We start from the raw sequence: 14,086 nt of genomic DNA on the forward strand, positions 1-14,086 counted from the left end.
TCCCGGGCAGCCGAAGGCCCGGGTCTCCGGCAGGAGACCCGGGCCCTCCTTCATCCGGAGGCGTCCGTCACGCCGCCACCGGAACCTCGGGCTCCGCGCCGTTCACGGCCGGCGCGAGGGCCAGCTCCAGGACCTGGCGGACGTCGGTGACGGTGTGCACGTCCAGCTTGTCCAGCACCTCCGCCGGGACGTCGTCCAGGTCGGGCTCGTTGCGCTTCGGGATGACGACGGTCGTCACCCCGGCCCGGTGCGCGGCGAGCAGCTTCTGCTTCACCCCGCCGATGGGCAGCACCCGGCCGGTGAGCGAGACCTCGCCGGTCATCGCCACGTCCGTGCGCACCAGCCGGCCGGAGAGCAGCGAGGCCAGGGCCGTCGTCATGGTGACGCCGGCGCTCGGGCCGTCCTTCGGCACCGCGCCCGCCGGGAAGTGGATGTGCACGCCCCGGTCCTTCAGGTCGGCCACCGGCAGTTCCAGCTCGGCGCCGTGGCTGCGCAGGAAGCTCAGCGCGATCTGCGCCGACTCCTTCATCACGTCGCCCAGCTGCCCGGTCAGGGTCAGGCCGGCAGCGCCGGTCTCCGGGTCGGCGAGGGACGCCTCCACGAACAGGACGTCGCCGCCCGCTCCGGTGACCGCGAGGCCGGTGGCCACGCCCGGCACGGCCGTGCGGCGCTCCGCCGGGTCCTGGGCGGACTCGGGCACGTGGTGCGGCCGGCCGATCAGCTCGCGCAGATCGGCGTCCGTGATGGTGAACGGCAGCTTCCGCCGGCCCAGTTCGTGCTGGGCCGCGACCTTGCGCAGCAGCCGGGCGATGGACCGCTCCAGGGTGCGCACGCCCGCCTCGCGCGTGTACTCGCCGGCCAGCTTGCGCAGGGCGCTCTCGTCGAGGGTGACTTCCTCCTTGTCCAGGCCCGCCCGCTCCAGCTGGCGCGGGAGCAGGTGGTCGCGGGCGATGACGACCTTCTCGTCCTCGGTGTAGCCGTCCAGACGGACCAGCTCCATGCGGTCGAGCAGGGCCTCCGGGATGGCTTCGAGCACGTTCGCCGTCGCCAGGAAGACGACGTCGCTCAGGTCGAGTTCGACCTCCAGGTAGTGATCGCGGAAGGTGTGGTTCTGCGCCGGGTCCAGGACCTCGAGCAGGGCCGCCGCCGGGTCGCCGCGGAAGTCCGAGCCGACCTTGTCGATCTCGTCCAGCAGGACCACCGGGTTCATCGACCCGGCCTCCTTGATCGCGCGGACGATCCGGCCGGGCAGCGCGCCGACGTAGGTGCGCCGGTGGCCGCGGATCTCGGCCTCGTCCCGGACGCCGCCGAGGGCCACGCGGACGAAGTTGCGGCCCATGGCGTGCGCGACGGACTCGCCCAGGCTGGTCTTGCCCACTCCGGGCGGTCCGACGAGTGCGAGCACGGCACCGCCGCGCCGGCCGCCGATCACGCCCAGGCCCCGGTCGCTGCGGCGCTTGCGCACCGCCAGGTACTCGGTGATGCGCTCCTTCACGTCCTCCAGGCCCGCGTGCTCGGCGTCCAGGATCGCCTTGGCGCCCTGGATGTCGTAGGCAGAGGCCTTGTCATCGGTCCGCTCGTTCCAGGGCAGTTCGAGGACGGTGTCGAGCCAGGTGCGGATCCAGGAGCCCTCCGGGGACTGGTCGCTGGACCGCTCCAGCTTGTCGACCTCCTTGAGGGCGGCCTCGCGGACCTTCTCGGGCAGGTCGGCGGCCTCGACCCGGGCGCGGTAGTCGTCGGACTCCTCGGCGGAGTCTGCGCCGTTCTCGCCGTTCAGCTCGCGCAGTTCCTTGCGGACGGCCTCCAGCTGACGGCGGAGCAGGAACTCGCGCTGCTGCTTGTCGACGCCCTCCTGGACGTCCTTGGCGATGGTCTCGGCCACGTCCTGCTCGGCGAGGTGGTCGCGCAGCTGCTGGGTGGCCAGCCTGAGCCGGGCCACCGGGTCGCCGGTCTCCAGCAGTTCGATCTTCTGCTCGGTGGTCAGGAACGGCGAGTAGCCGGAGTTGTCCGCGAGCGCGGAGACGTCCTCGATGGCCTGCACCCGGTCGACGACCTGCCAGGCGCCGCGCTTGCGCAGCCAGGCGGTGGCGAGGGCCTTGTACTCCTTGACCAGGTCGGCGACATGGCCCGGCAGCGGCTCGGGCACCTGTTCGTCGATCCGGGTCCCCTCGACCCACAGCGCCGCGCCCGGCCCGGTGGTCCCGGCGCCGATCCGCACCCGGCTCCGGCCGCGGATCAGCGCGCCGGGGTCGCCGTCGGCGAGCCGGCCCACCTGCTCGACGGTGCCGAGCACACCGGTGCTCGCGTACGTCCCGTCGATGCGTGGCACCAGCAGGACCCTGGGCTTGCCGGGTTCGGCCCGCGCGGCGGCCTGGGCGGCCTCCACCGCGGCGCGTACGTCGGTGTCGTTGAGGTCCAGCGGAACCACCATCCCGGGCAGCACGACCTCGTCGTCGAGCGGCAGCACGGGCAGGGTGAGCGTTGTGAACGCCGCGGACTCAGCAGCCATGATCTCCCCTTCGGCAGTCAAGTTGAGCTATGCCGACTCAATGCACATGAGCCCCCGAATGTTCCCCACCCCGCGTTCGCTCTGAGCGATCAGAGTGTCACCCCGTCGGCGGGCCCGGGCCGGAGCGCATCCGCGCCGGAACAGAGGTACGGCGGGCGATGGGCCGAATGACCTCGTCGAGGGCGATGCCGTGGCAGCCGATCGCCGCGCCGGCCACCCGCCCGGTCGCCAGGTCGCCCGGGGCCGGGCCGAAAGGTCGGCGGCTGCGTCGAGATCGACGCCGACGGACTGCCGTTCGCCCCGTTCTTCACCGCCCTGCGCGGCGCCTTGCCCGACGAACTCACCGCCCGCCTGCTGGAACGCCCGGGAGGACCTGCACCGGGCCGACGCCTCCACCCGCCACCTGCTCCCCTGCCTGCTGCGCACCCTGCGCGCAGCAGTGCCGGGTGATCTGGCGAAGCCCCTGGGCGGGCCGGCCGAGCTGCCGGGAATCCGGGAGGAACCCGATGGCTCAGCCCGTGCGGACCACGGCCGGTGTCGAGGAGCGGTGCCGGCGGCGTACCAGGGGCCAGGTCGCGATGCCGACGGCCAGCGCGATGAGATGGCCCCAGTCGGTCATCGGGTCCGCGAACTCGATCAGATCCCCGGCGACCATCGCGCCGAACAGGGCCAGCAGGGTCCAGCGCAGCCGGCGCGCGACCAGTCCGGCCAGGGCCCCGGTGACGGCGGCGACGCCGAAGCTGATGCCGTAGTCGAGGCGGTGCAGCGACGTGACCGGCAGCTGCCCCGCCAGCACCGCGAGCCCCACGGGCACCTCGGTCGCCACCGTGGCCAGGACATGTCCGAGCAGGAAGACACCGGCCGCGTGCAGGGCGCCGACGCGCCGCTCCAGCGCGGTGAGGACCAGCAGGAAGCCGAGCACGTACGGCGAGACGGCCCCGCCCGCGATCCACAGCGCGCTCGCCACCAGCACCGCCCCGGGAGCGCCCGCCAGATGGGCCACGTCGGTGCTGGATCCCTGCTGGAGGGCGCGCACGAGGGACGGGTCGGCGAACGAGGCGAGCAGCGAGGTCACGGCGAGCAGGGCCGCGTAGGCGAAGGTGAACGGCGTACCCGTGGGGGTGGGCAGCAGCCGCCACGGGCGCGGGGCGGGCAGCGTCCGGGCGGGGGCCGGTACGGCGGCCGGTGGCCCCGAGGACGCCGGGCCCCGCTGGCGCGGCATGCCGTCCAGCAGGTCGACCGTCCGGTTCCCGGGCGGTTCGGGGGCGTCCGGAAGGGGCGTGGGCGGGGCCGTCCTCGCGGCCGCCGCGGTCCGTTCCACCGTGAGGCGCTCCTTCCGCTCGGTCCCAACCCTTCGCGCCACAGGGGCCACTGTCTATGACCGACGCCACGCGGCGCCGGATTCACAGGATGTTCTGAGGAACCGGCTGTGCCGGGGACCACGGCCGCGGCGCGGCGCTCGTTCGGGTGATGTGCGCCGTCGCTCCGGTGACCGGGACGGGCCGCAGGACCGGCCCCGGCCGTCGGGCAGGATGGAGCCATGACCGCCGCTTTTCCCGACACTCCCGAAGTCCTGGACCGCCGCGAGGGCCCGTACGGCGAGGTGGTGCTGCGCCGGCACGGCCCGCTGCTGCAGATCATCGCCAACGGCTGCTTCCTGATGGACACCTCGGACGGGCGCTCGGAGCGGCTGCTGGTCGACGCGGCGCTCGGCGCCCTGGACGACCGCCCGGCGCCGGAGGTGCTGATCGGCGGCCTGGGAGTCGGGTTCTCGCTCGCACATGCCGCCGCGAACCCCCGCTGGGGGCGGATCACCGTCGTCGAACGGGAGCCCGCGGTCGTCGACTGGCACCGCACGGGCCCGCTCGCCCAGGTGACCGCGGCGGCCCTGGCCGACCCGCGCACCCGCATCGTGGAGACGGATCTGGTGGCGTACGCGCATGAGACGTCCGCCACGTTCGACGCGCTGTGCCTGGACATCGACAACGGGCCCGGCTGGACGGTCACCGAGGAGAACGGCGCCCTTTACGCGCCGGCCGGACTCGCCGACTGCGCAAGGGTATTGAGGCCCGGCGGGGTGCTCGCCGTATGGTCGGCGCAGCCCTCTCCGGAATTTGAAGGATCCTTGGGGAATGCCGGGTTCCAACAGGTGCGTACCGAAGAGATCCCTGTTGCCCGGGGCGTTCCGGACGTCGTACACCTCGCCGTACGACCTGGATAGCGACGGCGCGGTCTGTCACCGTAATGTGCTTCCCTGACGCGGATCGTTCAAGCGTCTATCGCAGTCATGGGATCACCCCACGGATTCCGGAAAGCACACTTCAGGGGCGGGCGATGGAGCAGACACACACCTCCCACAACGGCACGTCGGCGGCCAGCCCGGGCGCGCAGCGCCGGGTCCTGGTCGTCGAGGACGACCAGACGATCGTCGACGCCATCGCGGTCCGCCTGCGCGCCGAGGGCTTCCTCGTGCAGACCGCGGGCGACGGTCCGGCCGCCGTCGACACCGCCGAGGCCTGGCAGCCCGATCTGCTGATCCTCGACATCATGCTGCCCGGCTTCGACGGCCTGGAGGTCTGCCGCCGGGTGCAGGCCCAGCGCCCGGTGCCGGTGCTGATGCTCACCGCGCGGGACGACGAGACCGACATGCTGGTCGGGCTCGGGGTCGGGGCCGACGACTACATGACCAAGCCGTTCTCCATGCGTGAGCTGGCCGCGCGGGTGCATGTGCTGCTGCGCCGGGTGGAGCGGGCCGCGCTGGCCGCGGCGACCCCGCGCTCGGGCATCCTGCGCCTCGGCGAGCTGGAGATCGACCACGCACAGCGCCGGGTCCGGGTGCGCAGCGAGGACGTGCACCTCACGCCGACCGAGTTCGATCTGCTGGTCTGCCTGGCGAACACGCCGCGCGCGGTGCTCTCCCGCGAGCAGCTGCTCGCGGAGGTGTGGGACTGGGCGGACGCCTCCGGCACCCGGACCGTCGACAGCCACATCAAGGCGCTGCGCCGGAAGATCGGCGCCGAGCGGATCCGCACCGTGCACGGGGTCGGCTACGCGCTGGAGACACCGACGCCATGAGCGACGGGCGGCCGACCGCAGGGAGGAGCCCCGGAGAACCCTGGGGCGGCGTACGCCCGTTCTCGATCAAGACCAAGCTGGGCGCGCTGGTCGTCATCTCGGTGCTGATCACGACAGGTCTGTCGATGATCGCGGTGCACACGAAGACGGAGCTGCGCTTCATCACGGTCTTCTCGATGATCGCCACGCTGCTGATCACGCAGTTCGTGGCGCTGTCGCTCACCTCGCCGCTGGACGAGATGAACACGGTGGCGCGCTCCATCTCGCACGGCGACTACACCCGCCGGGTGCGCGAGAACCGCCGGGACGAGCTGGGCGACCTGGCCCAGACGATCAACGTCATGGCGGACGAGCTGGAGACCCAGGACCGTCAGCGCAAGGAGCTGGTGGCGAACGTCTCGCACGAGCTGCGCACGCCCATCGCGGGCCTCAGGGCGGTGCTGGAGAACGTCGTGGACGGCATCGCCGAGGCGGACACCGAGACCATGCGCACGGCGCTCAAGCAGACGGAGCGGCTCGGCCGGCTGGTGGAGACGCTGCTCGACCTGTCCCGGCTGGACCACGGGGTCGTCCCGCTGCGCAAGCGGCGGTTCGAGGTGTGGCCGTATCTGTCGGGCGTGCTGAAGGAGGCCAACATGGTCGCCTCGGCGCGCGCCGCCATCGCCTCCGGCTCGGGCAGCCACACCCGCACCGACGTCCATCTGCACCTCGATGTCTCCCCGCCGGAGCTGACCGCGCTCGCCGACCCGGAGCGCATCCACCAGGTCGTCGCCAACCTCATCGACAACGCGGTCAAGCACAGTCCGCCGCACGGCCGCGTCACCGTGAAGGCGCGGCGCGGGGCGCAGCCCGACTCGCTGGAGCTGGAGGTCCTGGACGAGGGCCCCGGCATTCCGCGGTCGGAGTGGCGCACGGTCTTCGAGCGGTTCAACCGGGGCGCCGTCAGCCGCCCGCACGGTCCGGGCAGCGACGGCGGTACGGGGCTCGGGCTCGCGATCGCCCGCTGGGCCGTCGATCTCCACGGCGGCGGGATCGGAGTGGCCGAATCCGAGCGGGGCTGCCGGATTCTCATCACTCTTCCGGGAGAGCCTTCTCTTCCAAGTTGACGTAAAGTTCGAAGCGGAGCCACAAGATCCACGAGCGTCCCGGCCGACGGGTGCGTGGATCGGCATGGGGCTGCGCCGATGAGCGCGCCGAGGCCCGGGTCGAGGTATCCCTAGCACAGCTGAACCAGGCTAGTTTCCCGCCATTTCAAGGCTCGAAACTCACTCTCTGATGTGACTTACGTGACGTTGAACCGGCCCGACCTGACCTTCCCGGTCATGGAGGCGTAGCCTTTATTCCCGCTGTCCATCACCTTGTGAAGCGGAAGAGGGCGGTTGCCGCCGTGTCGTCACAGTCCCCGAGTAACCCGAGCTCCCCCGGCCTCCGGTCGGGCGGTGCCACCACGACCGACGAACAGGCGGGGAAGAACCCCACCGCCGCGTTCGGCGCCAATGAGTGGCTCGTCGACGAGATCTATCAGCAGTACCTCCAGGACCCGAATTCGGTAGACCGCGCCTGGTGGGACTTCTTCGCCGATTACAAGCCGGGAGCGGCTGCCGCCCCGGCCCAGGCGGGTACTGCGGCCGCGGGGGCCGCAGAGACCACGGCTGCCCCGGCCAAGCCCGTCGCCCCGGCCGCGCCCGCGGCCGCCGCGCCGGCGCCGGCCGCCCCGAAGCCCGCGACCCCGGCCCCGGCCCCGGCCGCCCCCCAGCCCGCCGCCGCCCCGGCCCCGGCGAAGCCCGCCGCGCCGGTGGCCAAGCCGGCCGCGCAGGCCGCCCCGGCCACCGCGGCGCCGGAGGGCCCCGAGTACGTGACGCTGCGCGGCCCCTCCGCGGCGGTCGTCAAGAACATGAACGCCTCGCTGGAGCTGCCGACCGCCACCTCGGTCCGCGCGGTCCCGGTGAAGCTGCTGTTCGACAACCGCATCGTCATCAACAACCACCTGAAGCGGGCGCGGGGCGGGAAGATCTCCTTCACGCACCTCATCGGCTTCGCGATGGTCCAGGCCATCAAGGCCATGCCGTCGATGAACTGGTCGTTCGGCACGAAGGACGGCAAGCCGACCCTGGTCAAGCCGGCGCACGTCAACCTCGGCCTCGCCATCGACCTGGTCAAGCCCAACGGCGACCGCCAGCTCGTCGTCGCGGCGATCAAGAAGGCCGAGACGCTGAACTTCTTCGAGTTCTGGCAGGCCTACGAGGACATCGTCCGCCGCGCCCGCGACGGCAAGCTGACGATGGACGACTTCACCGGCGTCACCGTCTCGCTGACCAACCCGGGCGGCCTCGGCACCGTCCACTCCGTGCCGCGCCTGATGCCCGGCCAGTCGGTCATCATGGGCGTCGGCTCGATGGACTACCCGGCGGAGTTCCAGGGCACCAGCCAGGACACCCTGAACAAGCTCGGCGTCTCAAAGGTCATGACGCTCACGTCGACCTACGACCACCGGGTGATCCAGGGCGCCGCCTCCGGCGAGTTCCTGCGCCAGGTCGCCAACCTGCTGCTCGGCGAGAACGGCTTCTACGACGAGATCTTCGAGGCGCTGCGCATCCCCTACGAGCCGGTCCGCTGGCTCAAGGACATCGACGCCTCGCACGACGACGACGTCACCAAGGCCGCCCGCGTCTTCGAGCTGATCCACTCCTACCGGGTCCGCGGCCATGTCATGGCCGACACCGACCCGCTGGAGTACCGCCAGCGCAAGCACCCCGACCTCGACATCGTCGAGCACGGCCTGACGCTGTGGGACCTGGAGCGCGAGTTCGCCGTCGGCGGCTTCGCCGGCAAGTCGATGATGAAGCTGCGCGACATCCTCGGCGTGCTGCGCGACTCGTACTGCCGCACCACCGGCATCGAGTTCATGCACATCCAGGACCCGAAGCAGCGCAAGTGGATCCAGGACCGGGTGGAGCGCCCGCACTCCAAGCCGGAGCGCGAGGAGCAGCTGCGGATCCTGCGCCGGCTGAACGCCGCGGAGGCCTTCGAAACCTTCCTGCAGACGAAGTACGTCGGGCAGAAGCGGTTCTCCCTGGAGGGCGGCGAGTCCGTCATCCCGCTGCTCGACGCGGTGCTGGACTCGGCCGCCGAGTCCCGGCTCGACGAGGTCGTCATCGGCATGGCCCACCGCGGCCGCCTGAACGTCCTCGCCAACATCGTCGGCAAGTCGTACGCGCAGATCTTCCGCGAGTTCGAGGGCAACCTCGACCCGAAGTCGATGCACGGCTCCGGCGACGTCAAGTACCACCTGGGCGCCGACGGCACCTTCACCGGCCTGGACGGCGAGCAGATCAAGGTCTCGCTGGTCGCCAACCCCTCCCACCTGGAGGCCGTCGACCCGATCCTGGAGGGCGTCTCCCGCGCCAAGCAGGACATCATCAACAAGGGCGGCACCGACTTCACCGTGCTGCCGGTGGCGATCCACGGCGACGCGGCCTTCGCGGGCCAGGGCGTGGTGGCCGAGACCTTGAACATGTCGCAGCTGCGCGGCTACCGCACCGGCGGCACGGTCCACATCGTCATCAACAACCAGGTCGGCTTCACCGCGGCCCCCGAGTCCTCGCGCTCGTCGATGTACGCGACGGACGTGGCCCGCATGATCGAGGCCCCGATCTTCCACGTGAACGGCGACGACCCGGAGGCGGTCGTGCGCGTCGCGCGCCTGGCCTTCGAGTTCCGTCAGGCGTTCAACAAGGACGTGGTGATCGACCTCATCTGCTACCGCCGCCGCGGTCACAACGAGTCGGACAACCCGGCCTTCACCCAGCCGCTGATGTACGACCTGATCGACAAGAAGCGCTCGGTGCGCAAGCTCTACACCGAGTCCCTGATCGGTCGCGGCGACATCACCCTGGAAGAGGCCGAGCAGGCGCTGCAGGACTACCAGGGCCAGCTGGAGAAGGTCTTCACCGAGGTCCGCGAGGCCACCTCGCAGCCGGCCGCCGCGGCCGTCCAGGAGCCGCAGGACGGCTTCCCGGTGGCGGTCCCCACGGCCGTCTCCTCGGAGGTCGTGAAGCGCATCGCCGAGTCCCAGGTCAACATCCCCGACCGCGTCACCGTCCACCCGCGGCTGCTGCCGCAGCTCCAGCGCCGGGCGGCCATGGTCGAGGACGACACGATCGACTGGGGCATGGGCGAGACGCTCGCCGTCGGCTCGCTGCTCCTCGAGGGCACCCCGGTCCGCCTGGCGGGCCAGGACTCGCAGCGCGGCACGTTCGGCCAGCGCCACGCGGTCCTGATCGACCGCGAGACGGGCGAGGACTACACCCCGCTGCTGTATCTGTCGGAGGACCAGGCCCGCCTCAACGTCTACAACTCCCTGCTCTCCGAGTACGCGGCGATGGGCTTCGAGTACGGCTACTCGCTGGCCCGGCCCGACGCGCTGGTGATGTGGGAGGCCCAGTTCGGCGACTTCGTCAACGGCGCGCAGACGGTGGTGGACGAGTTCATCTCGTCGGCGGAGCAGAAGTGGGGTCAGACGAGTGGCGTAGTGCTGCTCCTCCCGCACGGCTACGAGGGCCAGGGCCCGGACCACTCCTCGGCCCGCCCTGAGCGCTTCCTGCAGCTGTGCGCCCAGAACAACATGACGGTCGCCATGCCGACCCTCCCGTCGAACTACTTCCACCTGCTGCGGTGGCAGGTGCACAACCCGCACCACAAGCCGCTGGTCGTCTTCACCCCGAAGTCGATGCTGCGGCTGAAGGCGGCGGCGTCGAAGGCGGACGAGTTCACGAGCGGTCAGTTCCGCCCGGTCATCGGCGACGACTCGGTCGACGCGGCGGCCGTGAAGAAGGTCGTCTTCTGCGCGGGCAAGGTCTACTACGACCTGGACGCCGAGCGGAAGAAGCGCGGGGTGACCGACACGGCGATCATCCGCATCGAGCGGCTGTACCCGCTGCCGGGTGCCGAGCTGCAGGCCGAGATCGCCAAGTACCCGAACGCCGAGAAGTACCTGTGGGCCCAGGAGGAGCCGGCGAACCAGGGTGCCTGGCCGTTCATCGCCCTCAACCTGATCGACCACCTGGACCTGGCGGTCGGCGCGGACGTCCCGCACGGCGAGCGGCTGCGCCGCATCTCCCGCCCGCACGGCTCGTCCCCGGCGGTCGGCTCGGCCAAGCGGCACCAGGCGGAGCAGGAGCAGTTGGTGCGTGAGGTGTTCGAGGCGTAGGCCTCCGGCGGTTCAGCTGATGTGGAAGGGCCCGGCGCCGAGTTCTTGCTCGGTGTCGGGCCCTTCGCCTGCTCGTCGGGGTGGGTTCGGAGCGTGGGCGGGTGCGGGTCGGCTGTGGTTGCTCGCGCCGTTCCTCGCGCCCCCATCGCCTGCCCATCCGGGTGGATTCGGAGCGTGCGCGGGTGCGGGTCTGTTGTGGTTGCTCGCGGCGTTCCTCGCGCCCCCTCGGGGCGCTTCTTCAGCCTAGGTAGGACTCGAAGTCCCAGTAGGGGCGGGTGCGTTGGCGGGCTGAGATGGTGTGGGGGTGCTGGGCGCCCAGGGTGCGTGTCAGTGCGAGCAGGCCGTCCTCCTCCAGTTTCCCGGCCTCCTCCTGCTCCCGGGCTGCCCGGAGGTCGGCGGCGAGGGCCACCTGGCAGGAGAGGGTGAGCGGATGCTCGTCGCCCAGCATCCGGCGGGACCGGCGCAGGGTGTCCCGGCTCAGCTCCGCGGCGTCGGCGATGCGGCCGTTGAAGTTCCGTGCGCTCGCCGCGTTGAGGGCACAGCCCAGGACCCAGGGATGGTCGGCGGTCAGGGTGGCGGTGAGCCCGGCGAGGGCGGCTTCGAACATCGCCAACGCCTCGGCACGTTCACCCGCGGCCTGCATCACCAGGCCGGTGTTGGACAGCATCCCGGTGGTCACGGGGTGGGCGGGTCCGAGCAGCGCGCGGTAACCGGCCTCGGCCTCGTCGATCAGCTCGCGCGCCAGGCCGAGGTCACCGTGTTCCCGCAGGTAGTTGCCGTAGTTCGTGATGAGCGACAGCGTGCGGTAGTGCCCCCGGCCGTGCACCTGGGCCAGCTGTTCGAGCAGGCTGACCATCGCGGGCCCGGTGTCCCGTCCCTGCCCGCCCTCACGGCGCCGGCACATGATCAGCTGGGCCCGGGCCTCCAGCGTCTGCGGATGCTGGGGCCCCAGCACCTGCACATGCAGCCGGAGCACGGGCTCCTGGCGGGCCAGCGCGTCCCGGTAACGGCCGAGCAGACGCAGGTCGTGGGTGACGGCGTTGCCCGAGTTGAGGGTGTTGACGTGCCGGGCGCGCAACACGCTCTCCCGCCGGGACTGGGTCTCCAGGTCCAGCTCGTACGCCTCCGCGTACCTGCCGAGCAGGCGCAGGATGACACCCAGGTTGTGCCGGGCGATCAGGCTGAGTGTCTGGTCCGGCCCGAGGAGCTGGGTGTTGCCTTCGAGCACCTCCTGCTGCAGCCGGTACGCCTCCTGGTAACGCCCCAGCTGCCACAGGCTGCTCGACATGGTGCCCTTGGTGGTCAGCTCGGCCAGCTCGTTGCGCACCGGCGCGGCCTGCAGCTTCTCCAGGATGCCGCGGTCCAGCTCGTGCGCCGCGCGGAAACTGCCGCTGGCCCGCAGGATGTTGCTCTCCTGGGTGGTCAGGTCGAGCATCGACTGCTCCAGCGGGTCCGACGTCGCCGTCCAGGCGTCCCGGATCCGCCGGGCCAGGTCGAGTCCGCTCTTGTACTCACCGCACCGGAAGCAGTAGCGCAGGCAGTTCAGGACGGTCTCCCGGACCCGGGGCCGGGTGCTGGTGAGCGCGCCCGAGGGCTCCAGGTGCGGCAGCAGTTCGGCGTAGCGCGGCCAGTTCCGGCTGTCCATGGGGTTGCCGGGGTCGGCCTCCGCAAGCAGGGTGCGCACGACCCTCTGGTGTTCCGTCCGGGCCTGCTCGCTGACCAGCTTGGAGACGATGTCGTGGACGAGCCGGTGCATATGCACGGACTCCTGGTGCGGGCCCATCTCGACGCCCGCCGGGCCCCGGGTGTCGCGGGTCAGCACCGAGTAGTTGACGAGGGTGTCCAGGGCCCGGGTCCAGGCGGCCAGGTCGGTGGTCATCCAGCGCAGGTCCTCCGGGAGGTCCGCCTGGGGGTAGGCGCGGATCAGGCCCAGCGGGATCCGGCCGGGCGCGAACGACGTGCACAGGCCGAGCACGTCGATGGCCTGCGGCTGGGAGCGGCGCAGCCGGTTGAGCAGTATCGACCAGGAGGTCATGGACGACTGCGGGAAACCCTCGCCGGTGGCGGGTTCGTCGACCGTCGAGAGCTGGCGTTCCCGCACCATGCGCAGGTACTCGGGCACCTCCATGCCGGACTCGCCGAGCCAGGAGGCGGCCTGGACCAGGGGCAGCGGGACATCGCCGAACTCGGCGGCGACCTCGTCGGCCTCGGCCGCGGTGATGTGCGTGGCACGACGCATCAGATAGCCGGTCGACTCGGCGCGGAGGAAGGTGGGGATCTCCAGGATGTCGGTGTGCTCCATCCAGCCCCGGTTGCGGGAGGTGATCAGGACATGCCCGGGACCCTGGGGGAGCAGGGTGCTGATGCCGTCGGTGTCGTCCCAGCCGTCGAAGATCACCAGCCAGTTGGTGTGCGGTTCGCCGCGCCGCAGGGCGTCGCGGACGGCCCGGATGCGTTCGCCCGGCTCGCCGCCGATGGGGAGGCTCAGCTCCACGGCGAGTTCACCGAGACGGTCACGCTGGACGTTGCGGTCGTCCGAGTTGACCCACCACACGACGTCGTAGTCGGTGCTGAACCGGTGCGCGTACTCGACGGCGAGCTGGGTCTTCCCGATGCCCGACATGCCCAGCAGGGTGCAGGCGGCGGCACCGCGCTCGGCGTCGGCCAGCCGCTGGTGCATGCCGTTCAGCAGGTCGTCGCGGCCGGTGAAGCGCGGGTTGCGGCGTGGCACCTCGCCCCAGATCTCGGAGCGTGTGTCGGGGTAGCGGACCCGGGTCGCCGTGGCCCGCGGCACCCGTTTGCGCTCCAGGCCCAGGCGGCCGAGCAGCCGTTCCTCGGCGCTCTCCGCGCTCAGCCCCCACAGGCTCGCGGGTTCGAGGACGGCCGTGGCCGGGAGCAGCGGCCGGTTGGTGAGGTTGACCGCGGCGAAGCGGTCGGCGTGCGCGGCGACGAACCCGCGCAGGACGTCGTTCCACTCCCCCGCGGGCCGTGGCCCGAGTTCGAAGAACCAGTCGTTGAGGACGAGCAGGATGCGTCCGCTGGACAGCAGCAGGTCCGCGAGGGAGTCCTCGAGCGGGACCTCGCGCGGCGGGTCCCAGCGCTGCAGGGTGGCCCGGTGGCCGTGGCCCTCCAGGCACTGTGCGATCCATGTCGCCCAAGAGCGGTGATAGCCGGGAAAGACCACCAGGAAGTGCTCGGGCGACGGCGTACCGTCTCCGCCCGAACGCCGCTGTACCGCCATCGTCGCTCCCTGTTCCAGCGTCTGCCGCGCTGCCGCGCGCCCACCTGCATAG

7 protein-coding genes are annotated in these 14,086 nt (G+C 71.4%); 4 read left to right on the forward strand and 3 right to left on the reverse strand.

Annotated elements, in window-relative coordinates; genetic code table 11:
• Positions 1 to 67: 67 nt before the first annotated feature.
• Positions 68 to 2,509, reverse strand: coding sequence for an endopeptidase La (gene lon, locus CTZ28_RS00180; RefSeq protein ID WP_121887110.1), 2,442 nt, complete (start codon positions 2,507 to 2,509; stop codon positions 68 to 70).
• Between the two features lie 511 nt (positions 2,510 to 3,020).
• Complete coding sequence (locus CTZ28_RS00185) at positions 3,021 to 3,830, reverse strand: rhomboid-like protein (RefSeq protein WP_121887111.1); 810 nt, start codon at positions 3,828 to 3,830, stop codon at positions 3,021 to 3,023.
• A gap of 219 nt (positions 3,831 to 4,049) precedes the next feature.
• Between CTZ28_RS00185 and CTZ28_RS00190 the strand changes: the two genes are divergently transcribed.
• The 4 genes from CTZ28_RS00190 to CTZ28_RS00205 all read left to right on the forward strand — a co-directional run bounded on the left by CTZ28_RS00190 (position 4,050) and on the right by CTZ28_RS00205 (position 10,793).
• A complete protein-coding gene (locus CTZ28_RS00190; RefSeq protein WP_121887112.1) occupies positions 4,050 to 4,730 on the forward strand; it encodes a spermidine synthase family protein in 681 nt (226 codons plus the stop codon).
• A gap of 113 nt (positions 4,731 to 4,843) precedes the next feature.
• Positions 4,844 to 5,584 carry a response regulator transcription factor gene (locus CTZ28_RS00195; RefSeq protein ID WP_121887113.1) on the forward strand — a complete coding sequence of 247 codons (741 nt, stop codon included), beginning with the start codon at positions 4,844 to 4,846 and terminating at the stop codon, positions 5,582 to 5,584.
• On the forward strand, positions 5,581 to 6,690 hold the full coding sequence (locus CTZ28_RS00200) for a sensor histidine kinase (protein ID WP_121887114.1): 1,110 nt from the start codon (positions 5,581 to 5,583) through the stop codon (positions 6,688 to 6,690). Before CTZ28_RS00195 ends, CTZ28_RS00200 begins: the two co-directional genes overlap by 4 nt.
• A 281-nt stretch (positions 6,691 to 6,971) precedes the next feature.
• The gene (locus CTZ28_RS00205) at positions 6,972 to 10,793 is read left to right on the forward strand and encodes a multifunctional oxoglutarate decarboxylase/oxoglutarate dehydrogenase thiamine pyrophosphate-binding subunit/dihydrolipoyllysine-residue succinyltransferase subunit (protein ID WP_121887592.1); all 3,822 of its coding nucleotides are present in this window, start codon (positions 6,972 to 6,974) and stop codon (positions 10,791 to 10,793) included.
• A 238-nt stretch (positions 10,794 to 11,031) separates the two neighbouring features.
• Here the strand turns inward: CTZ28_RS00205 and fxsT are convergent, their stop codons facing one another.
• Positions 11,032 to 14,034, reverse strand: a complete 3,003-nt coding sequence (fxsT, locus tag CTZ28_RS00210; RefSeq protein ID WP_121887115.1) for an FxSxx-COOH system tetratricopeptide repeat protein — start codon at positions 14,032 to 14,034, stop codon at positions 11,032 to 11,034.
• Between the last annotated feature and the right edge of the window lie 52 nt (positions 14,035 to 14,086).

This window comes from Streptomyces shenzhenensis (genome assembly GCF_003688995.1).
GTDB lineage: Bacteria > Actinomycetota > Actinomycetes > Streptomycetales > Streptomycetaceae > Streptomyces > Streptomyces shenzhenensis_A.